At 68.8% G+C, this 20,896-nt stretch carries 21 protein-coding genes and 1 pseudogene; 5 read left to right on the top strand and 17 right to left on the bottom strand.

From position 1 onward, the window contains the following. Positions 1 to 107 precede the first annotated feature (107 nt). Positions 108 to 674, top strand: a complete 567-nt coding sequence (locus IW256_RS31265; RefSeq protein ID WP_197014366.1) for a dihydrofolate reductase family protein — start codon at positions 108 to 110, stop codon at positions 672 to 674. 59 nt (positions 675 to 733) lie between these two features. Here the strand turns inward: IW256_RS31265 and IW256_RS31270 are convergent, their stop codons facing one another. Beyond that, the gene (locus tag IW256_RS31270; RefSeq protein ID WP_307829241.1) at positions 734 to 1,945 is read right to left on the bottom strand and encodes a phospholipase D-like domain-containing protein; all 1,212 of its coding nucleotides are present in this window, start codon (positions 1,943 to 1,945) and stop codon (positions 734 to 736) included. Between the two features lie 234 nt (positions 1,946 to 2,179). Next, the gene (gene tuf, locus IW256_RS31275) at positions 2,180 to 3,364 is read right to left on the bottom strand and encodes an elongation factor Tu (RefSeq protein ID WP_197014368.1); all 1,185 of its coding nucleotides are present in this window, start codon (positions 3,362 to 3,364) and stop codon (positions 2,180 to 2,182) included. Positions 3,365 to 3,958: 594 nt separating this feature from the next. Here tuf and IW256_RS31280 point away from each other — a divergent pair. Next, positions 3,959 to 4,456 carry a hypothetical protein gene (locus tag IW256_RS31280; RefSeq protein ID WP_197014369.1) on the top strand — a complete coding sequence of 166 codons (498 nt, stop codon included), beginning with the start codon at positions 3,959 to 3,961 and terminating at the stop codon, positions 4,454 to 4,456. Between the two features lie 57 nt (positions 4,457 to 4,513). Here IW256_RS31280 and IW256_RS31285 read toward each other — a convergent pair whose 3' ends face one another. The 7 genes from IW256_RS31285 to IW256_RS31315 all read right to left on the bottom strand — a co-directional run bounded on the left by IW256_RS31285 (position 4,514) and on the right by IW256_RS31315 (position 8,548). Further along, complete coding sequence (locus tag IW256_RS31285) at positions 4,514 to 5,080, bottom strand: TetR/AcrR family transcriptional regulator (protein WP_197014370.1); 567 nt, start codon at positions 5,078 to 5,080, stop codon at positions 4,514 to 4,516. After that, a complete protein-coding gene (locus IW256_RS31290; RefSeq protein ID WP_197014371.1) occupies positions 5,077 to 5,403 on the bottom strand; it encodes a DMT family transporter in 327 nt (108 codons plus the stop codon). Before IW256_RS31290 ends, IW256_RS31285 begins: the two co-directional genes overlap by 4 nt. A 207-nt stretch (positions 5,404 to 5,610) precedes the next feature. Beyond that, a complete protein-coding gene (locus IW256_RS31295; protein WP_307829413.1) occupies positions 5,611 to 6,024 on the bottom strand; it encodes a class I SAM-dependent methyltransferase in 414 nt (137 codons plus the stop codon). Positions 6,025 to 6,220: 196 nt separating this feature from the next. Then, positions 6,221 to 6,409 carry a DUF397 domain-containing protein gene (locus tag IW256_RS31300; RefSeq protein ID WP_197014372.1) on the bottom strand — a complete coding sequence of 63 codons (189 nt, stop codon included), beginning with the start codon at positions 6,407 to 6,409 and terminating at the stop codon, positions 6,221 to 6,223. Between the two features lie 136 nt (positions 6,410 to 6,545). Then, positions 6,546 to 7,421 (bottom strand): IS3 family transposase, encoded by an 876-nt coding sequence (locus IW256_RS31305; protein ID WP_197016185.1) that lies wholly within the window; start codon positions 7,419 to 7,421, stop codon positions 6,546 to 6,548. Next, a complete protein-coding gene (locus IW256_RS31310) occupies positions 7,418 to 7,705 on the bottom strand; it encodes a transposase (protein ID WP_197009110.1) in 288 nt (95 codons plus the stop codon). The genes IW256_RS31305 and IW256_RS31310 overlap by 4 nt, the downstream gene beginning before the upstream one ends. A 66-nt stretch (positions 7,706 to 7,771) precedes the next feature. Next, complete coding sequence (locus IW256_RS31315) at positions 7,772 to 8,548, bottom strand: helix-turn-helix domain-containing protein (protein WP_197014373.1); 777 nt, start codon at positions 8,546 to 8,548, stop codon at positions 7,772 to 7,774. Between the two features lie 74 nt (positions 8,549 to 8,622). Here IW256_RS31315 and IW256_RS31320 point away from each other — a divergent pair, with 74 nt between their 5' ends. After that, positions 8,623 to 9,015, top strand: a complete 393-nt coding sequence (locus tag IW256_RS31320; RefSeq protein WP_197014374.1) for an ATP-binding protein — start codon at positions 8,623 to 8,625, stop codon at positions 9,013 to 9,015. Between the two features lie 72 nt (positions 9,016 to 9,087). Here the strand turns inward: IW256_RS31320 and IW256_RS31325 are convergent, their stop codons facing one another. The 6 genes and pseudogenes from IW256_RS31325 to IW256_RS31350 form a co-directional block, all read right to left on the bottom strand. Further along, positions 9,088 to 10,425 carry an ankyrin repeat domain-containing protein gene (locus tag IW256_RS31325; protein ID WP_197014375.1) on the bottom strand — a complete coding sequence of 446 codons (1,338 nt, stop codon included), beginning with the start codon at positions 10,423 to 10,425 and terminating at the stop codon, positions 9,088 to 9,090. 53 nt (positions 10,426 to 10,478) lie between these two features. Next, the gene (locus IW256_RS31330; RefSeq protein ID WP_197014376.1) at positions 10,479 to 11,162 is read right to left on the bottom strand and encodes an alpha/beta fold hydrolase; all 684 of its coding nucleotides are present in this window, start codon (positions 11,160 to 11,162) and stop codon (positions 10,479 to 10,481) included. 419 nt (positions 11,163 to 11,581) lie between these two features. Further along, positions 11,582 to 12,091 carry an HAD domain-containing protein gene (locus tag IW256_RS31335; RefSeq protein WP_197014377.1) on the bottom strand — a complete coding sequence of 170 codons (510 nt, stop codon included), beginning with the start codon at positions 12,089 to 12,091 and terminating at the stop codon, positions 11,582 to 11,584. After that, positions 12,088 to 12,984, bottom strand: a pseudogene (locus IW256_RS31340) (IS256 family transposase); the annotation flags it as partial. The gene IW256_RS31335 and the pseudogene IW256_RS31340, both read right to left, overlap by 4 nt. A gap of 224 nt (positions 12,985 to 13,208) precedes the next feature. After that, the gene (locus IW256_RS31345) at positions 13,209 to 13,643 is read right to left on the bottom strand and encodes a DUF6196 family protein (protein ID WP_269217960.1); all 435 of its coding nucleotides are present in this window, start codon (positions 13,641 to 13,643) and stop codon (positions 13,209 to 13,211) included. A gap of 497 nt (positions 13,644 to 14,140) precedes the next feature. Continuing rightward, entirely contained in the window at positions 14,141 to 15,838 is a 1,698-nt protein-coding gene (locus tag IW256_RS31350) for an HNH endonuclease signature motif containing protein (protein WP_231405417.1), read from the bottom strand. Positions 15,839 to 16,755: 917 nt separating this feature from the next. Here IW256_RS31350 and IW256_RS31355 point away from each other — a divergent pair. Beyond that, on the top strand, positions 16,756 to 18,021 hold the full coding sequence (locus IW256_RS31355; protein ID WP_197014380.1) for an alkaline phosphatase family protein: 1,266 nt from the start codon (positions 16,756 to 16,758) through the stop codon (positions 18,019 to 18,021). Between the two features lie 18 nt (positions 18,022 to 18,039). Continuing rightward, positions 18,040 to 19,227 carry an ankyrin repeat domain-containing protein gene (locus IW256_RS42895; protein WP_197014381.1) on the top strand — a complete coding sequence of 396 codons (1,188 nt, stop codon included), beginning with the start codon at positions 18,040 to 18,042 and terminating at the stop codon, positions 19,225 to 19,227. A gap of 99 nt (positions 19,228 to 19,326) precedes the next feature. On the opposite strand, the gene IW256_RS31365 is transcribed toward IW256_RS42895, so the two are convergent. Together IW256_RS31365 and bluB are read right to left on the bottom strand one after the other, a co-directional pair. After that, complete coding sequence (locus IW256_RS31365; protein WP_197014382.1) at positions 19,327 to 20,157, bottom strand: NmrA family NAD(P)-binding protein; 831 nt, start codon at positions 20,155 to 20,157, stop codon at positions 19,327 to 19,329. Positions 20,158 to 20,251: 94 nt separating this feature from the next. Continuing rightward, the gene (gene bluB, locus IW256_RS31370; RefSeq protein WP_197014383.1) at positions 20,252 to 20,872 is read right to left on the bottom strand and encodes a 5,6-dimethylbenzimidazole synthase; all 621 of its coding nucleotides are present in this window, start codon (positions 20,870 to 20,872) and stop codon (positions 20,252 to 20,254) included. Between the last annotated feature and the right edge of the window lie 24 nt (positions 20,873 to 20,896).

Consider the following 20,896-nt stretch of genomic DNA (forward strand, 5'->3'; position numbering starts at 1 on the left):
GGTCTGGAAGAAAATCGGAGGAATCCGGGCGAGGGTGTCGAGCGGGGGCGGCTGGCTCCGACCTCTCATCGATAACGGCGGCAGAACAGGGAGCAGGAGCCACCACCATGCGCAAGCTCGTTCACTTCGTGCACATCTCGCTCGACGGTTTCATCGACGGCCCGAACGGCGAGTTCGACTGGACCATCATGGGCGGGGAGCTGTCGGCCTACTCCCTCGCGCTGGTCGGCGAGGCGGACGCCTTCCTCTACGGTCGACCCGTGTGGGACATGATGTCCTCCTACTGGCCGAACGCGGAGTCGATGAGCGACCACGAGCACGACCTGGCGTTCGCCCCCCTCTGGCGGAAGACGCCCAAGGTGGTCTTCTCGCGGACGCTCCAGGAGGCCGACTGGAACACCAGCGTGATCGGCGGGAACCTCGCCGAGGAGGTCACCGCGCTCAAGGAGGGGCCGGGCGGGGACATGATCCTGATGGGCGGCTCGGCCCTTCCCGGGATCCTGGCCGAGGCGGACCTGATCGACGAGTACCACGTCGTCGTCCACCCGGTCGTCCTCGGCGGCGGGAAGCCGCTGCTGGGCCACCCGGCGCGGCGGCTCGGCCTGGACCTGGTCGAGTCCCGCAGCTTCGACGGCCAGACGACGTTGCTGCGCTACCGGCCGAAGAGCGCCTGACCGGCGTTCCCGCCCCCGGCGTCCTCGCCCCCGGCTTTCCCCACCTTCGGGGACCCGGCTCAGAGGAACCTCCGGATGGGGGTGACGGAGATTTCGCCGGCACGCTGGAGCACCGAACGGCGCTTCCAGCGTCCCGGCGCGATCCGCGAGCTGCGCGCGAGGTCGTCCTCGAAGTGGGCGTCGAGGGTGGCCGTCAGGTCCCGGTCGATCACGGCGAGGATCACCTCCTCGTCGTGGTCCATGGACCGGCGGTTGAAGTTGGTGGAGCCGACCAGGGACACGATGCCGTCCATGGTGATGATCTTGGCGTGCATCATGGACGGGGTGAACTCCCAGATGCGCACCCCGTCGGCGATCAGCCGGTCGTAGTGCTGCCGCCCGGCCAGCAGTGAGACCCGCTTGTCGGCGTGCGGGCCCGGCAGGAGGAGCTCGACCTCGACCCCGCGCCGGGCCGTCTCGGCCACCAGCTCGGTGAAGTACGCGTCGGGCGCGAAGTAGGCCGTGGCGATCCGCACGCGGTGCCGGGCCGACTCCAGGACGACCCTCATCAGGGTCTGCACGTCCTGCCAGCCGACGCTGGCCGAGCCGCGGACGACCTGGACGACGGCGTCCCCGGCGGCCTTGTGCCGGGGGAAGCGGTCGCGTTCGTCGTAGAGGTCCTCGTGGCACTCGGCCCAGCCCTGGGCGAACGCGGCGGCGATGCCGTCCACCGCGGGCCCGCGGACCTGGACGTGGGTGTCGCGCCACTCGTTCTCGTCGCGGGCGTCGCCGGACCACTCGTCGGCGATGCCCACGCCGCCGGTGTAGGCGACGTCCTCGTCCACCACCAGGACCTTGCGGTGGCAGCGGTGGTTCTGCTTGAACGGCGACAGCGGCACGGGCTTGCGGAACCAGGCGACGGTGACGCCCGCCTCGCTCATCTCGTCCAGCAGGGTCTTCTCGATCGGGTACGAGCCGACGCCGTCCAGCAGGAGGCGGACCCGGATGCCCGCCTTGGCGCGTTCGCAGAGCGCGGCGGCGAACTCCCGCGCGACGTCGCCGCGCCAGTACACGTAGGTCATCATGTCGACGGTGTGCTCGGCGGCGCGGATGCTCTCGAGCATCGCGGGGAAGATCTCGTCGCCGTTGCGCAGCGGGAGCACGGCGTTGCCCTCCGTGGCCGCGATGCCGATGAGCCGTTCGAGGCGGCGGCGGATGCGCCGCTCGTCCGGTTCGGTGGACGGGGGGTCCGCCGGCGGGGTGGCGCAGGCGGTGTCTTGTGTGGGGGACACGTCTGTTCCTGTTTTCTGTTGTGGGGCGTCGCGGCGGCGGGGGTCCGGGCCCCGGTTTGTCCGGTTTTCGTCTGGCCGACGTTTACCCGCGGTTCCGCGAGCCACACCACAAAACGCCATGATCGCGACCTTCCGGACACACGCGGGCCGGGACGGAAAAGGGCCCGGCGGAGATCTCTCCGCCGGGCCCCTCCTACCCGGACAGGCGTGAGCCGGGACGTGCAAGCAGGGCGGTCAGTCGAGCAGGCCGACGACCGTGCCCGCGCCGACCGTACGGCCGCCCTCGCGTATGGCGAAGCCCAGGCCCTCGACCATCGCGACCGGCTTGCCCAGCTCGACGGTCATCTCGACCGAGTCGCCGGGCAGCGCCATGGCGTTCTCACCACCGAGGTCCACCCCGCCGACCACGTCGGTGGTACGGAAGTGGAACTGCGGCCGGTACCCGTGGAAGAACGGCTTGCTCCGGCCGCCCTCCTCGGCGGTCAGCACCCGTACCCGCGCCCGGAAGCGCGAGTGCGGCCGGATGCTGCCCGGTGCGCTGACCACCTGGCCGCGGCGGATCTGGTCCCGCTTCACGCCGCGCAGCAGCATGGCGGTGTTGTCCCCGGCCTCGGCGTGGTCCATGCTCTGCCCGAAGGTCTCCAGCCCGGTCGCCACCGAGCCGAAGGTGTCCCCGAGCCCGACGACCTCGACCGCGTCGCCGACCCGGACCGAGCCCTGCGCCACCACACCGGTCACGACGGTGCCGCGGCCGGTGATGGTGAGCACGTTCTCCACCGGCATCAGGAACGGCTGGTCGAGCAGGCGCGGCGGGATCGGCACGTACGCGTCGATCGCGTCGAGCAGGTCGCCGATCCGCGCCACCCAGTACGGGTCGCCCTCCAGCGCCCGGAGCCCGGACACCCGGATCACCGGGATCTCCTCGCCGGGGAACCCGTACTCGGAGAGCAGCTCGCGGACCTCCAGCTCGACCAGGTCGAGCAGCTCGGGGTCCTCCACCGCGTCCGACTTGTTGAGCGCCACCACGATGTGCCGGACGCCCACCTGCCGGGCGAGCACGATGTGCTCCCGGGTCTGCGGCATCGCGCCGTCCTGCGCGGAGACCACCAGCACGGCCCCGTCGATCTGGGCCGCGCCCGTGATCATGTTCTTCACGTAGTCGGCGTGGCCGGGCATGTCGACGTGGGCGTAGTGCCGGGTCGCGGTCTCGTAGTGGACGTGGGCGATGTTGATGGTGATCCCGCGGTCGCGCTCCTCGGGGGCGCGGTCGATCCCGTCGAACGGCACCGCGGAGGCCAGCCCGCGCTCGGCGAGCACCTTGGTGATCGCCGCGGTCAGGGTGGTCTTGCCGTGGTCGACGTGCCCCATCGTTCCGATGTTCAGGTGGGGCTTGCTCCGCTCGTACAGCAGCTTGGCCATGTCCATCAGTCCTCTCGATCCGTCGGAACCGAGAACCCCCCACGGGTATTCCGCGGGGTTCTGGGCCGACCCCCCTCCGCTGGTTCTCCGGAGGCGGGACGGAGAGGGGTCAGCTTCGCGCGCCGTCGTCGGCCGCGGCCGATGCCGCCGAGAGGAAGGCAGCCGGCACCGCGCTCGGCAGAGCGGACTCTGCGAGCGTGCGGGTGCCGGCTGCGAAGAACATGTCTCGGAGGGTACGGCCCCGCAGGCTCCCGAGTCGACGGGTTTTTCCCGGCCCGGCCCCGCTTCCGGTTAGGGCTGGAATTGGGCCTGCGGGCCCGTGTCCTCCGAGGCGGCCCCTGGTTGACTCCCCACCACAGCGGGACGGGAGGCACCGTCGCCGGGGGGAGGCCGGGAACCCCGGCCAGGGCTCGGTGACCTGCCCGGCCGCGTACGCGTCGGTCGCCGCCCTAGGGGGGCGCGGCACCGGCGACCGTCCCCGGTGTCCCGACGCACTCGCCTCGCTCACCGGGCTCCATCGACGCCGCCCGCGTCCGGCCCGCTCCCGAGGCCGGCCGCGGCCACCCCGACCACCTACCCCGCATCGAGGTGACCGTGACCTTCAGCATGGTTCTCACTGCACCGTCCGCCGACGCCGAGCCCGACGACGACACCGGACCCTCGCACGACGACTTCGACTCGGTGGTGATGGACGCCTGCAACGTGCTCTCCCGGACCGACGCCCGCTTCGAGGTCCGGGGCTTCGGCCCGCACCCGTGGCCGGTGGACGTGAGCTACGACCTGTCCACCGCGCTCGAACAACTCCCCGACGTGCTGGCGGGCATCCGGGCCACCAAGCGGGTCACCCTCGACTTCTACGGCCAGGGCATGGGCCGGGAACTGGTGTTCACACCGCAGCGGGACGACACCGAGATCGTGTGCGTGTCCCGTACGTCCTGGACGCCCGACCCGGCCACCGAACGGATGACCAGCACCGAACTGGAACGGATGCTGGTCCGGCTGGCGATGACCTTCGCCGTGTCCGTCTCCAGGGTCGCGCCCCGCTTCGCCGGCGTCGCCCCGCTGAACCAGTGGCGGACCGGCGACCTCTGACGTCCCCCGCCGGGCACTCGCGAGCGGGCCGGCCGCGAGTGCCCGGCGGGACGAGGGTCATGAGGGCGGCCCGGCCGGGGGGTCGCGGAGCGCGGTGAGCAGTGCGGTCAGAGCCTCGGTGAGGATGCCGGAGTCCAGGGGCCGGTCGTTGATGAGGGCCTGGAGCAGGACCCCGTCGATGAACGCGCTCGCCGCCTGCGCCGCCCGGCCGCCGACGCGCGGGGCGAGGACGCGGACCAGGCCGTCCGACCAGACGCGCGCCGCCGGCCGCAGCTCGGGACGATGCGCGGCGGCGGCGTACATCTCGTTGAGGGTGCGGTGGCGGGCCCGGTCGGCCAGGTACTCGGCCGTGGCCTCCGCCAGGCTCGCGGCCACGTCGGCACCCGCGTCCAGGTCGCGCTGCCAGGCGTCCAGCCACTCGGCGCAGTCCGCGGCGCTCTGGGCGAGCGTGGCCTCGACCAGGTCGTCCAGGTCCTTGAAGTAGTACGTGGTCGCGCCGAGCGGCACCCCGGCCTCGGCGGCGACCCGCCGGTGCGTGACGCCCCCGACCCCCACCTCGGCGATGAGCCGCCCGGCGGCCTCGATGATGGCGCGCCGGCGGGCCTCGGGATCGCGGCGGCTCAATGGGCACCCCCCGCCAGGTTGAGAGTGACGACGCCCGCCACCACGAGCGCGACCCCGGCGACCTTGGCGGCCGTGACCGGTTCGTTCAGGAAGAGCACCCCGATCAGCACGATCAGGGTGGTGCCCATCGCCGACCAGATCGCGTAGCCCACCCCGACCTCCATCCCCTTCTGGATGGCCTGGGCCAGCAGGACGAACGCCACCGCGTACCCGCTCAGGCACACCACCGTCGGCCACAACCGGGTGAACCCCTCGGTGCTCTTGAGGAGGCTCGTCGCCAGCACCTCAAGGACGATCGCTCCCGCCAGGAACGCGTAGGCCATGGCGCCACCCTCCCACTAGTACAGATGTACATGTACAAACGTACTATTTCCCCGGGCGCCTTCGACTCCCTACCTCGAAGGCGCCGCCGGGTGAGATCCGATGGACGTCATCCAGCCGGGCCAGGCGGCGCCGGTGGCTCTGCGCCGCCATCAGGGGACGTAGCCCAGAAAAGGACGTGGCCGTCATCGCCCTCAGGAACGAACTCCTCAGCCTGGACGATCAGACCAGACCGAGTGATCCAGTGCCGGTTGGTGTCGGCGTCGGCCATGTGGCTCCACCACATGGCCACCCCCTGCCGAGCCATCGTCGTCGATCCCCGTCCATGCCCGATGCCCCATGGTTCCCAGAAACCACCCGCCAGGACGTAGCCAGGCAACGATCCGTTCCAGCAGCGCTCGCTGCTGCTCCCAAGGGATGTGGATCAACGCATACATCGCCACCACCGCGTTGAACGACGCGGGAGCGAACTCCACGGTGGTGACATCACCATGGACGAAGACGGCGTCCGGAACCAGCATGCGAGGCCGACGAACCTGTACTTCGCTGATGTCGATCCCGGTGACGCGATGGCCTGCGTCACTCAGGTCCCGCGCGACCGGGATGCCGCAACCGCACCCGATGTCACCAGTAACTTCGGTGCCGTCCTAACGCGCCGCGCTGGATCTGTCGCCCTCGTCCCCCAGTTGCGTGGCCGGCCCTCGTCCGCGAGCATCGGCACCGCGGCTGACGATGGCAGGCGCTGAAGCCAGCGCCAAGCCCTGCCGGTCCCTCTATAGCTGGGGCGCTACCCCTCCCGCAGGCATCTCGCCCCGAGGATCAGCCGGTCTCGTCGTCCTTGAGACGGGCCAAGAGAGCAGCGAACGACTCACGCGGCAGACTCAGATGACCAGCCTCCGGAGCCTTACTGTCCCGCACACCGATCACCTGCCCGAGAGCCGCTACCTCAACACACTCGTTCCCTTGGGTGTTACTACGGCCGGCCTTCCGCCACAGGGAGTCACTCACGCCATAGCCTCCATCGACTGCTCAATGAGCACACGGCTGTCCGCCCGACTCAGGGCATCTGTGCCGATACGGTCGAACCGTAGTTTAAAGCTCCCTGAGGTTCCCCCGGTAGCACGGACAGCTGGGGTGAGATGGGTCAGGTGGTCCTGGTCGAGGCGCGGTGTCGCTCCTCGTAGTCCACCGGACTCAGCATTCCGAGGCTGGAATGCCTTCTGAACGGGTTATACCAGCACTCGATCCATTCAAACACCGCGGCTGCGAGTTCGGCTCTTGTTTGCCATTTCCTGATGTCGAAGAGTTCGAGCTGCATCGAGCCCCAGAATGACTCCATCATGGCATTGTCGTAGCAGTCACCGACCGTGCCCATCGAGCCGAGGAGTCCTGCGGCCCGAAGGCGCTTCCCGAACGTCCAGGAAGTGAACTGGGCGCCATGGTCTGAATGCAGGATCGTGGCGTCTTTGGCGGGTCTTCTGCGGGCGACAGCGGCGGCCATCGCATCGACCACGAGTTCGGTGGTCTGGCGGATGTCGATGGAATGGCCGATGATGCGGCGGGAGAAGCAGTCCAGCACGGCCGCGCAGTACAGCTTTCCCTCGCCGGTCGGATGCTCGGTGATGTCGGTGACCCACAGCACGTCGGGCGCCTGGACGTCGAAGGCCCGCTTGACCAGGTCCTCCTCGGTCGGCTCGTTGACCAGGTTCCGGCGTCCCTTGCGCCGGTAGATCCCCTGGATCCCGGCTTCGCGCATCAGCCGCTCGACCCGTTTGCGGCTCACCTGCTCGCCCCGTCCGAGCGTCAGCTCGGCGTGCACCCTCGGCGAGCCGTAGCTCCGGCGTGACTCCTCATGGATTTCTCTGATCATTTTCACCAGCTCGGCGTTGCGTTGCTCCCGGATGGAGGCGGGCCTGCCGAGCCAGTCGCTGTAACCGGACCGGGAAACTCCTAACACTCGGCAGGCCACCGCGACGGGGATGTCGTTCTCGGCAAGTTCACGGACCAGCGAGTACCTTATTTTGGGAGCATGTTCTCGCGAGCGAAGTAGGCCGCCGCCCGCTTGAGGATCTCGTTCTCCAACTCCAGTTGCCTGGCTTTTCGGCGCAGCTCGATCAGCTCTTTGTGCTCGCCGGCGTTCAGGCCGTCAAGGTGACCCTCTTCGATGTCGGCCTGGCGGATCCAGTTCCTCAGGCACGACTGGCTGATACCCAGGCTCCTGGCCAGCGCGGTGACCGACTTGTCGCCGGTCCGGGCCAGCTCGACGGCGCGTCGCCGGAACTCAGGCGGATGAGGTGGTGGCACGGGACACTTCCTTCCCAAGTTGATCAAGGTCAACTCAGATGAGGTGTCCGTGGAACCGGGGGAAGCTCACCCCACCTCGCTGGAGTCCTCAGCCAGGCGTCCACCTCCGAACGCTTCGAGGTAAGCCACCTCCTCCGCCTGGGTCGAGTAGACGGTGAAGGCGCCGTCCAGTCCCATGTGAGCTCCCACACGGCGAGGAATCACCCGGAGCCACATCCCAGGCCTCTCGCTGATCTCCAGTAGGTGGGCGAGTTGCCTGCGCATGACAGAGGGCCCTCCCACGGGCTGGTCAAGAACGCTCTCATTCATCAGCACCCACATTTCCGGTGGTGATGGGCGGGACAAGATCTCTTGACGAGCCATGCGTGCGTCCAGCGAGGCTCCAATGTTTGCGACCCCACCCGCCGCCAGCAGCGCCCGAGCGTAATCCGGCGTCTGAAGAAGGCCGTGCACCACAGCCAACGTGTAGGTCTTGATCGTATGCGCCCTGGATTCATACGCGACGAAAGCCTTGAACCAGTTCGGATCGTGCCCTGCCTTGGCGAACTTGAGGAGGCGAGCAAAGTGGCCGGCCGTGCCCCAGAGTGCGTCCAGAATTTCGGCCTGCTTCCTATGAAGCTTACGGATACCACTTTCAATGTTGTGTACCTGCTGCTTACTGACACCGATAATTCGAGCCACTTCTGTCTGTGTTTGCCCGTTTACTTCCCGATATCTCCTCAGGTCAAAGGCTAGCCAAGACCAGAGAGAGTCATCGGGATTGACATATGGGAGCGGAGCCATCCGGACCTCCGGAGTACACAGTGTCCACGAATACCAGACAACGTACTCCGGCCAGGTCACGCTGTGTCCCAGTTCACAGAAATCGAACGAGAGGTACGGCGGTGGAGACAAAAAGCAAGATCTATTGCCGGGATGTGCTGGCGAGCAGGGCCGCTTCCGGGGTGGCGCGTTCGGCGGTACGGGACGTTCTGCTGGGCCTCGGATATCCGCACGCGGTCGGGGACGCGCAATTGATCATCGCGGAAATGGTGAACAACGCCATCGCCGTATCGCCGCCCGACTCCACCATCCGGATCTTCGTGGGATTCCGCCCGCTCGGGCTCGTCGTCGCCGTCTGGGACGGCGACTCCCGGATGCCCCAGCGCCGGCCTGCCGCGGGGGTGACCCTCCGGACGCTCGACCTCCGCCCCGAGAACTTCGACCGCAACGGCGGCTGGGGCCTCGCGCTCATCGAGGCGCTGGCGCGGAGGGCCTGGCTCGAGCACGCGGTGACCGGCAAATGGGTGTGCGCCCTGCTCAACGTGTGATGGCGGGCGGCAGAAGGTCAGCCGTCAGGCCGGGATCACTGCCGTTCACGCAAGGAGGATCAACTGATGCGTTCAGCGGGCACCGAGGTCGGCCAGGTACACGGCCGCCTCGTCACGGTTCAGCTCGCGTGCAATCGCCAGCGGTGTGCGTGCGCTCAGCCCCTCCCGGAGGGCGGACGGGTCGGAGAGACGAGCGTCCGGGTCGGCGCCGACCTCGACGAGAAGCCTGAGGGATTCCACCGCTCCCCGGATCGCGGCACAGTGAACGGGGGCGATCCCGGCCCCGGTACGGACGTTCACGTCCGTGACGTGCGGGAGCATCAAGGACAGCACCTTCGGCTCACCGGCCGCCATGTGCAGGGCCGTGCCGCCTTCGATACCGCTGCGGGAACCGGCGAACGGCCGGACCGGGTCGGCCCCCGCGGCCAGGAGCGTCCCGAGCAGCTCGGGTGCAAACCAGGCCGAATCGACCGCTTTGAGAAGCGGGATCTCACCGGCCTCGGAGCCCGCGTGCGGGTCGGCCCCTGCGGCCAGAAGCAGCCGCAGCGCTTCGACCGCACCGTCTCCTCGCGCGTCCAGGACATCCAGCAGAGGTGCGACTCCCCGGTCGTCGCGGGCATCGGGGTCCGCTCCCGCCGCCAGCAGCGACCGGATGATCGCCAGGCGACCGTCCACGTGACCTTGGTGCCAGCGTGCGATGGCGAAGTGCAACGGCGTCTCGCCAGGTTCGGGATCCAGGCCACTTTGATGGAGGGCGGGGTGGCCTACGGGATCAAGGTAGGTCCACGGGCCGCGTTCCGGCTCCCGGTCCGCCGTCCTGGCGTTCGGGTCGGCTCCCGCGTCAAGGAGCGCCTGCACGGCCTCCGGCGAACGCGCCACGACCGCGAGGTGAAGGGGCGTCAGGCCGGTCGGGTCGACGGGGCCGAGCGAGACTCCATCGTCCAGGTACTCGCGGATCACGGCGAGATCGCCGATCGCGCAGGCCCTCGGGAAACGGTCCTGCGGGCGCGGCGGCCCAGGGGTCGCGTAGCCGGCGAGCACGGCCGAGAGGGGCTCGCACCAGTCAGCCGCGTTGCCGCCCTCGTGGTCGGCCCGGTACAGCAGGGGGTCGTCGCCGTCCGCGTCGTCCAGGTCGACGACCCAGTACATCTGGCTCTCGTCGTACGCGACGACGACCCAGGCCCGCGGCTCGTCCATGAGCTCGTCCCCGTCTGCCCAGCAAGGAAGCGTGACGAGCCAGTGGCTGTCGTCGTCGTTGCTGTGCAGTACGTGACCGTCAGGCCAGGTGATGGACAGCAGGGCCTGAACGGAGAGGGGAACGGGACGTTCGCCGACCGGTGTGGGCTCGGTCCAGCCGTCCTTGGCGAAGTCGTCGGGGATCCGGCCGCCCAAACGCGCGACGTGCCGCATGACCTCAGGGTGCAGGACCGCCGCGGGGCCCGGCTGTGACAAGGAGGACACCATCACGCCCCGGGCAGGTAGCCCGTGAGCAGGTCGGCCAGCTCTTTCGGACGGCTGAGCGTGACGCAGTGGCCGCCTGGAATGACGTCCGGGGTGACGCCCAGGCGTTCCGCCGTGACGCGGCGGAGGAAGGCGGCCGGGAAGAACCGGTCGTCCTCGCAGATCACCGCCTTGGTCGGCACGTCCGGCAGGGCGTCGAGCGGCCAGGGGGCAAAGGACGGGGTCGACGACTGGTCGCGTCCCCTGCGCAGCGCCTCCTCGGCCAGCGGACGAGGAACATCGTGCAGGAACCCGACGTATGGATCCTCGTGGCCGGTGAGGCCGCCGTCCCGCTCGGCCTGTTCCTGGACGGCCTTCCCGAGGCCGGTGTTCTCCCACCAGTCTCCGGGGGACTCGACAGGGGAAGGAATCATCCCGGCCAGGAAGACCAGCAGGTCGGCGCCGAGCCGCTCGGCCACCAGCGGCGCGGTGAAACCGCCGAACGAGTGGCCCACGACGACCAGGTCCGTCCGGCCGCCGACGGCGTCCGCCACGGTGTCGGCGTACTCTCGCAGGCCGGCGGAGTCGTCGTCGCACGGCAGGTCAGGCGCGACCACGTCATGACCTCGCGCGCGCAGCTCGGCCTCCACCAGATGCCACGACCAGCCGGTATCCGCGGCACCGTGGATCAGTACGAAAGTAGCCATGCCGGAATGCTAGGAGCGGGCACCGACAACGCGATGACTCATCCTTCCACCGTGCGGCCTGGTGCCCTCCAGCGTCGGGGCTTCTGGATACCCCGAGGCAGAGCCGGTCAGGAGATGACGCACGTGATCACGTGCCACGTGCCACGTGTCTGTCACCCGCACCGGCCCACGCTGCCGCGACCCGCGCTGAGGCCGATGTTGTCTCAAGCAGTGGACGCTCGCCCGCTCGCGGTCGGGCTTGCCCTCCGGCCCCGCCGAACGTCCTCTCAACCGCGGCTGTAGATCGCGCTTTTCACCGCTTGTGGATGACTCGTCGCCTGAAGGTGGTAACGAGCCGTTCGGACGGGGCCAGGTCGTGCATCGTGAGGGTAGCCGTGCCATAGGTATGAAAGATCATCAAACGCCGTCCCATCAACGCCTCAGGGCGCGCGAAGCCAGTGGTCGAGGGCTGCGAAGTCATCGTCCGTGAGACCTCGGGCCGGTGCGACGTGATGGAGGAGGGCAGGTCCGGGGTGGTGCGCGGACACCCATTCCCGGTCGGCGTCGGTGATCTCGTCGTCGATCCAGGCGAAGGGACGCTGACCGGCCCATGCCACCAGGGTTCTGGTCTTCCAGCACAGCCCGAACCACCGGTCCTGGCGTTCGTCGTCGTCGGAGGGCTCGGGCCAGATCACGACCGGTAGCGGTGGCAGTCCGAGTCGGGGCGCGATCTCAGCGTTGGCCTCCTGTTCCCAGGTCGTGGCCCAGACCAGGTCGCACGGCAGCGCCGCCAGCCGAAGCCCCACCTGGGGGTCCAGCCGCGCCAGGTGCCCGATCAAGGCCGCGCCGGACGGCTTGTGCCGCGGGCCGTCCCCGAACGGCAGGAGCGGACCGTCGACATCGAGGAAGAGCAGGGGACGGTCCCCGTTCCCATCACCGGTGCCTGTCATGCCGCGGGCACCTGTTCGCGTTCAACCAGGACGCCGCGCTCGAAGCGAGCACCCGCGCGTACAAAGGCCACCAGATGGGGGGCGTTGACGGCGCTTCGGCGGACTTGAGCAACCTTGATGACCTTGAACGCCATGGCCAGGACGGCGGCGCGGGAGCCGGGCCCCTTGGTGACCTTGGTGCGATGCCGGACTGTGGCGCGGGTCGACTCGGTGGGGTTGGCGGTGCACAGTTGCTGCCAGTGCTCGGCCGGGAAGTCGTTGAGGGCCCGGAGTCCGTCCAGGTCAACGAGATTCTTGGCAACGGCCTTGAGGTGCTCGACGCCGTAGGCGGCCTCGAACGCCTTCACCGCCGTGTGGGCGTGGTCGAGGTCCTCGGCGTTCCAGATCTCGGCCAGATGCCTCTTGGCGCGCAGGTGCACCGACTTCGGGAGCGCGTCAAGGGCGTTGACGCTCTTGTGGAACCGGCATCTTTGCTCTCTGGCCTGCGGGAACACCTCGCGCAGCGCGCCCAAGAACCCGAGCGCGCCATCGCCGACCGCTAGTACGGGAGCGCACATGCCGTGGTGTTTGCAGTCGCGTAGCAGGTCGGCCCAGGACTCGGCGGGCTCGCGGCAGCCGTCGGCCAGCGCGATGGGTTCCTTACAACCGTCCGCACGGACCCCGATCACGAGCAGGCACAGCCTGTGCTCCTCCACCCGGATATTGACGTGGATCCGGTCGGCCCACAGGCAGACGGCATTGCGGCACCACTGCGGCAGGATCACCCAGCTGAGCCACTGCCGCTCGCCGGTCTCCGGGGCGATGCGCCTGTCGTTGACCCGCGGCGCCCGCTCCTCGATGGGCCCAGCCGACGTCAGGAGCTCACGTTGCTGGTGGCAGCCGTTACGGATCACACCTCCCGCACGATCTCATCGATCAACGATGCCCCAGAGGGAGATCCATCGGTCTCACCGCTCCGGTCGCGGTCGGACGGGTCAGGAACCACGATGAGCATCGGGCGTACCTTTCCAGCCGACGCGGCAACGCCAGCCTGATCAAGAACCTGCCATCAGATCTGGGAAGGTACCCCCTTCCCAGCGGATCCACGGGTTTCGACCATTGGCCCTTGCCTTACGGGTCAGCTGACTCTTAGCGCCCGGACGACCTCGATGGCCTGGTCCAGCAAGTCGATGGGACAGCCCCAGTAGTCATAGATGCCGCCACGGGCGCGGTTGCTGCCGCAGATGACGAATACGCCGGTCCCCAGCTCAGCCTTGAGGTGGGTGGCCAGCCAGCCGACGAAACCGCTGTTGTCCGCCTGGCCGGGGAAGTGGAAGGAGAAGACTCCGAACCGTTCGACGCCGTCGCCCTCCTGGGCGACCGGGACCAGTCGGCTCCAACTCTCCTGGTCCCGAACCACCGCCAGTGTCTCGGGCGTGAGGGCAGGCGGCTGGTCAGCCGGAGATTCTTCAAAACACCACACACCGTCGTGCACGACAAGGTCAGCCTGGTCGATCACACGGCGCAGCCGCTGCTCTGTCTGTTCCGCAGTCTCCATGCTCACACTGACCATTAGCAAGACTCCCTGATCCGGGAAGCCGTGATCCCATCCGGGATCATCGCGCCTCGCCTCTCCTGTCGGAACGAAGGCTCCTGACAGGGCAACCGTCGTACCAACGCCTCCGCCGTCTCATCTATTTCGCACGCGGGCTACCTCATCTCTGGGCTCTCCACGAACAAGACCGGACCTTCATGCGGGGACGCGTTTAGATGGCGGGGGTTGACTCAGCGCGTCCAGGATGGAAACGGCAGATCTGTGCTCATCGGTCTCCGCCAGCCCTTTCCCGGTCTGAAGGCTCTCTTCCGCCCGCCACCTGGAGCCGGCGGCCTCGACCAGGGTGGCCAGCACTGTCGGCTCGGTGGAACGACACCGGTTGCAGGCGAGTTCGCAGGTGGTGCGGTTGCGATGGAGAAACCCCTGGGGACGAACCGCACCCGAAGAGCATGCCAAGCCTCCTCTGGTTCGGGCTGTGAGAGGTCAACCGCCCCACCAATCGCTGCTGAAGAGGCTTACTCGCGGTTGGGCAGGGTGATGTGCCAGGCGCCGGACGGTGTGATCCAGATGAGGAGTCCGGGCCAGATCTGGGTGAGTTTCCAGCCGCGGGTCTGTTTGGTCCGGTGGTGTCGCCTGCACAGTGGTGCCAGGTTGCAGGCGCAGGTGATGCCCGGGCTCCACGGGGTGGTGTGGTCGAGGTCGCATCGGCTGGAGCGGATGTTGCAGGTGGGGAAGACGCACGTGGGGTGCCGGTCCTCCACCTCCCGCCGCATCACCGCCGGTGGCCGGTAGCCCGCGTGCCCGTGGCGATCGGCGCCGCCCTGGCAGTGGGCCTCGCGTGCCGTGGCGAGCCGGTCATGGATGTCACGGACCGCCCGCCCGATCATCTGCGGAAGCTCCTCCAGCCGCCCGAGGGCGCGGGCCCGGTTCAGGACACCGGTCAACCGCCGATCGACCATCCCCGCCAACGCCCTGACCTCCGTCAGTTCCTCCCCGGGCCCGGCCATCCCGGCGGAGGTGAACGCGCCGTCCGCCGGAATGGCGGCAGACACCCACTCGTCCACGTCCATCACGCAGGTCGTCAGAACAGGCCCTTCGCCCGGGCGGGCCACCGGTGCAGGCAGCCCACTCGCGCCCGCACGGGCGGTGGGTGAGCGCCCGTCGTCGTTCATCCGGGAGGCAGGCACAGGCCGTTCGCCCGCGCTCATGGGGACCACTGGTGCAAGCAGTTCACTCACGCCCATGCGCGCACCCTGTACGGGTGGGGACTGCTTGGCCTTGTCCGCGTGGCCGGAGAGGGCGGACAGTTCGTCCAGCTCCGGGCGGGGCGGCGGTGGGGTCTGTTCATCGGCGTTGGTCGCGGGTGAGCGTGCCTGGGCGGAGGTCAGGAGGGCGCGGACGGCCTCAGGCAGCTCGGCGCCCTGCAGAAGGGTCTTGGCCAGGTCGGCGCGGATCAGGTTGAGGGGCCGGACATCACCATCGCTCCTCAACCCGGCCGCCACGGCGGTGATCTTGTTGTAGATCCCATGGGCCTCCTCAGGCGCCAGATCCAGCAACCCCAGATCAGCGGTGCCTGACGCGGTGTCCCACACCTCCAGCCGCCGCCTGGCGACGGCATCGCTGCGGCGCTGCTCGATCGCTTCAGGGGCCAGGCGCTGCACGATCCGCCGGATCCGCCGCCGCAACTGACCCGTCGTCTGCCCAGAAGCCCTGCCGATCACAGCCTCTTCAACACGCCGGACAACACCCTCGGGCAGCCCCTCGGACAGATCGCAGATCACCCGGGCCTTGGGCAGATCGATCCGACCGGCCTCCAACGCCTCCCGCGTACCGGGAAGATCCACCGCCAGCCGCTCAGCGAGGTGAACCAGCGTCGCAGCGGCGTTGCCCGTGACGGTCAAAGTGGAGGCGACCTCCTCGGTCACCGACTCCCGCGACGACAACACCCGCGGATCCCCCGCGTCCTCTTCTGCCTCTTCTGCTTGGGCGCGGCGGCGCGACAGCTCGGCGATCGCGGCCAGCTCACGCGACTGAGCCCAAGCCGCCTGCCGGTGCGCAGCCGCCGCCACCTCCAGCAACTCAGAATCAGTCAGATCACCCAACCGCTCCCGGCCACCCGACAGACACACCCCCAACGCCGGACCCGGCGGAAACCAGCCCCGACCCTCCCATTCACCCTCCCCCGAAACGACCTCAACAAGCTCCGCAGGCATCACCACGAAAATTCACCTCCCTTCACCAAATCCTCGTCCTCTCAAGTTTAAAGAGGAGCAACTGATCGTTTCAATGGACATATTGGACAGAATTGTGTTCGGGTCGCCTTTTTCGAACCCGATATTCACCGCCTGGCAAATGTCGATCATCAATCGGTTTTGCGGGGGCCGGGGTGGGGTTTCTCGGGCCCGGGTGGCCAGGGCCAGGCGGGTGGTCGAGGTGACCGATGCGGGCCGGCGCCCAACCGCAGGTCCCTGCTGGTGGGCGTCACGTTGGCCGAGGTCCGAGAGCCAGGGTTTGTTCCAGGGTGACGAGCGGGTGCGTGGCCAGGGAAGGGCGGCAGATCGACGGGGGCAGCCAGCGGCGAATATCCGCTTGTCGTCGCTGCGGCTTTTTCGCGCGCAGCGCGACGGCCACGCCGGACCGGGCACCAAGCCGCAGATGGAACACCCTCCCCGACCGGCCAACCCAACCGAAGTGACGCCAACCAGCGGCGACCGGCAGGTGCGCGCCGGGCCGCATCGGTCACCTCAACCGGCCACCTACCGCCACCCCGCTACTGCGATAGAAAGAAACCCCCAGCGCGAGAAAACCCTCATCCCCAAAGAAAGCGCGAGCCCGAGAAAACCTCTACCCGAATAAACCAGAGCACGCGAGATACAGCCCGCCAGAGGAATGCGACCATAAGCCCACCTTGCACAGAAATGTCTTCATTGTCCGGCCGATCGATCACCTACGTCACCCCGCGAGGCTCCCGCCAAGGAATCATCATGAGACCGGGATTTTTTGCTTCCGGATAGCGGATTCCAAACCGTGAAGGACCTGCTGATCGGGCACCTAGCGGGGTACACGTTGATATGTGCGTTCTTCTCGCCGTACGTTCCTGAGCGGGGCCGCGGCCGTGGTCGGGGCGACCATGGCCGAACGGGTCGTGTGGGCCGACGCGCAGGCTCCATCACTGCCTCTACCGCGGCCTCCATCACTACCTTCCTCGCTGCCTTCATCACGGCCACCATTACCGCCGCCGAACGAGTCGGGCATCGATCACATCGTTCTCGTGATGATGGAGAACCGTTCGTTCGACCACTATCTGGGGTGGCTGCCGAATGCCAACGGCAAACAGGACGGGCTGACGTTCGTCGACCGGGACGGCAACGCGTTCTGCACGCACCATCTGCTCGAGCCGCAGGGCTGCGCCCATCCTGATCCGGACCACTCCTTCAAAGGAGGCCGGATCGAATACAACGACGGCGCCTGCGACGGCTGGCTCCGCGCCGGTCACAACGACGAATTCGCCATCGGCTACTACCTGGCCGAGGACCTGGACTTCTATTGCAACGCCGCCCCGTACTGGACGGTCTGCGACAACTATTTCGCGGCCATCATGGCCCCGACGTACCCGAACCGCCTCTACCAGCACTCCGCGCGGACCGACCGGATCCGCAACTCCCACGACATCACCACGCTGCCGACGATCTGGGACCGCCTGGAGGCGGCCGGCCTGCGCGGCCGTTACTACTTCAGCGATGTGCCGTTCACCGCGCTGTGGGGTACGAGGTACCGGTCCATCAGCCACCCCTACTCCCGGTTCATCGCCGACTGCGCCGAGGGTGATCTGCCCGAACTGTCCTTCGTGGATCCGAGGTTCGTGGGCGAGGCGGCAGGGACCTCGGGCGACGACCACCCGCACGCCGACATCCGGGTGGGGCAGTACTTCCTCAGCCAGGTCTACGAGGCCGTCACCTCAAGCCCGGCATGGGATCGGACGCTGCTCATCATCAATTACGACGAGTGGGGCGGGTTCTTCGACCATGTTCCCCCGTCCGTCGCGCCCGACGCCAATCCCGATTGGGGGCTGCGCGGTTTCCGTGTCCCGTGCCTGGTCATCTCGCCCCGGGCGCGGCGCGGGCACGTCGCGAGCGACGTCTACGACCACACGTCGGTGCTGAAGGCCGTGGAATGGAGGTGGGGCCTCGCACCGCTGTCACCGCGCGATTCCACGGCCCGCAATATCGCGGAGGTGCTGGATTTCGAAAGGCCCGGGGTCCTCACCGCACCGCGGTGGGTGGTGCCGTTTTTCGAGGGGGAACCATGTCCCACCGACCTGGACGAGAACACCGGCGGCGGGCGTTGGCACGGTATGCGTGCTCTTGCCGCTTCCAACGGCTGGGGCGTGGCGTGAAACACCTATCATCCGGTGGTGGATTCAGACCAAGCGTTACTCGACGCCATCAGCAGTGGTGACTCCGCCGCCCTCACCCGGTTGTTCGCGGACGGCGCCGACCCCGCCACGGGAAATGGCGACGGCGACCCGGTGGTCCTCGACGCGGCGGACACCGGGAAGGTCGAGTTGGTACGGCCGTTTCTTGACGCCGGTCTGCCGGTCGACGCGGAATCGGATTTGGGGACGACACCTCTCATGTGCGCCGTCTCCACCGGCAGCCTCCCCCTGGTGGAGTTCCTGGTCTCCCGTGGCGCGGACGTCAACCGGGTCCAGAGGGGTGGCGTGGAGCCCGGCACGGTGTTGACCTGGGCATTGGAACTCGCGGAGCCGCTGGCGATCGTGTCGGCTCTGCTGCGCGCGGGCGCCGATCCGGACCTGCCCCGGCCGGACGGCTGGACGCCGCTCATGCTGGCCGCCTTCCACGGCTACGTCGAGGTCATCCGGGCGCTGGTGGCGGCCGGCGCGGACGTGTCGGCGTCCAAGGACGATGGCGCGGTCACCCCGGTCGGCGTCGCCGAGGAATGGCGGCACGGTGAAGCCGCACGCGTGTTGCGCGAGCTGGGGGCGCCGGACCCGGTCGAGTCGTACACGGCGCGGCTGACCGTGCTGGTGTCCGGGATCGCCGCGTGGCTCGCCGAGCACGCGAGCGTGGAGTACGAGTCTCTGGCCAGGGCCCGGGGAGCGGCGGCGCCGGAGGCTGTGGCCGCGCTGGAGACCGCCGTCGGGGAGCCTCTTCCGGCGGATTTTCTCGCGTACCTGCGGTTGTTCGGTGATTCCGGAGGGCTGGACTTCTACGAGTACGACGGGCTGTCGGTCGCGCAGATCCTCAGCCGGTGGCGGGGCCTCGGGGACGCGCATGGGCGGGGGACCTTTGACGGCTGGACTCCCCACGAACTGCACCCGGCCAACGGGCTCGTACGGTGCGTGTGGTGGCATCCCGGGTGGGTGCCGTTCGCGGCGGACGCCTGCGGCAACCTCTTCTGCGTCGACCTCGCGCCCGCTGAGCACGGCCGTCGCGGCCAGGTGATCCAATGGGAGACCCGCGGCGGCCCGTCCGGCCCGCGAGCCTCGTCGTTCATGCGGTACCTGCGGCAACATCACGACACGCTGCTCAACGTGCAGCACACTTACGACGAGGAGGGGCGGCTGGAGCGCCCCTGCTGACCGTACTCGGCGCTCGCCTGAGCTGCCCTGTGGCAACGCGGACTGGAGACTCTCCAGTCCGCGTTGCCACAGGGCGCGTCCCGTCTCCGGGCGGTCCGGTCAGTCCTTCCACGCGCCCGAGGCGGCGGCCTCCTTGACGTAGTCGGCGAACGGGCGCGGCGGCCGTCCCAGGGCGCGGCTCACGCCGTCGGCGACCGGTTCGCCCGCACCGCGGGCGATCGCCTCCATCAGGTCCGCGACGGCCTCGACGACGTCGTCCGGGTACCCCTGCCGGGTGAGGAGGCCGGCGTAGGTAGCGCGGTCGACCGGGGTGTAGCGGACCTCGCGTCCCGACGCCTCGGAGATGAGGGACGCGACCGTACGGAAGGAGAGCGCCTCCGGCCCGGTCAGCTCGTACACCTGGCCCGCGTGCGCCTCGTCGGTGAGCGCCGCGGCGGCGACGTCGGCGATGTCCTCGGCGTCGACGAACGCCTCGCGTCCCTCGCCGGCGGGCAGGGCCAGTTCTCCGGCCATGACCGGTTCGTGGAGGTAGTCCTCGCTGAAGTTCTGCGCGAACCAGCCCGCACGCAGGATCGTCCACTGGGGGACCGACTCGCGGACCAGTGTTTCCAGCGGTTCCTGGTGAGGGTGGGCCCCGCCGCCCTCACCACGCGCGGACAGCAGGACGACGCGCTGGACGCCCTCTTCCACGGCCCGGTGGACGAAGGCCGTGATGTCGGCGAGGTCCACGAACTCGATCATCGGGACGAGGTAGAGGGCCTGGACGCCTTCCAGCGCGGGGCCCCAGGTCGTCCGGTCACCGTAGTCGAACAGGGTTCCGGTGGTACGGGAGGCGGCGCGTACGGGGACGTCGAGGTCGCGCAGGCGGGCGACCACGCGGCGGCCGGTCTTGCCGCGGCCGCCCAGGACGAGGATCGGTGCTCGGGTCATGATCGCCATCCCATCGCCCGCGCCGGGACGTTCACATGGCCATTCGTCCCGCGCGCATGTGAGGTCGTCTCCTCGGGCCCGGCAGGACGCGCGTTCACCAGCGGTCGTGGTGGATCGCGGCGTCCAGGGGGCGGCGGGTGCGCCAGCCGTGCCGTTCGAGGTCCGGCGCGGTCTCCAGGTGGGTGACCGGGCCCAGGCACAGCCAGGCCACGGGGCGGATGCCCTCCGGGATGCCGAGCAGCCGCCGTACGAACGGTTCCCGGTAGAAGGAGACCCAGCCGAGGCCCAGGTCCTCGGCGGTGGCGGCCAGCCAGAGGTTCTGGATGGCCAGGCAGACCGAGTACAGCCCGGCGTCCGCGATCGCGTGGCGGCCGAGCACGGCGGGCCCGCCCCGTTCGGGGTCGTAGGTGACGACGATCGACAGGCTGCTCTCCAGCACCCCGTCGATCTTCACCCGGGCGAACCGCTCGGCCCGCGTTCCGGACAGGGTCCCGGCGAAGACGTCGCGCTCGTGCTGGACGTGCTCGTGGAACGCGCGCCGGACGGCCGGGTCCGCCACGAGGACGAAGTCCCACGGCTGGGACAGCCCGACGCTGGGCGCGGCGTGCGCCGCGGCGAGGATCCGGCGGAGGACGTCGCCGGGGATCGGCGCCCCGGTGAACTCGGCGCGTACGTCGCGGCGGCGGTGAACGATCTCGTAGATGTCGGCGTGCACGGCAGGCTCCCGCTGGGTCGGGCC

It is taken from the genome of Actinomadura viridis (genome assembly GCF_015751755.1).
Classification (GTDB): domain Bacteria; phylum Actinomycetota; class Actinomycetes; order Streptosporangiales; family Streptosporangiaceae; genus Spirillospora; species Spirillospora viridis.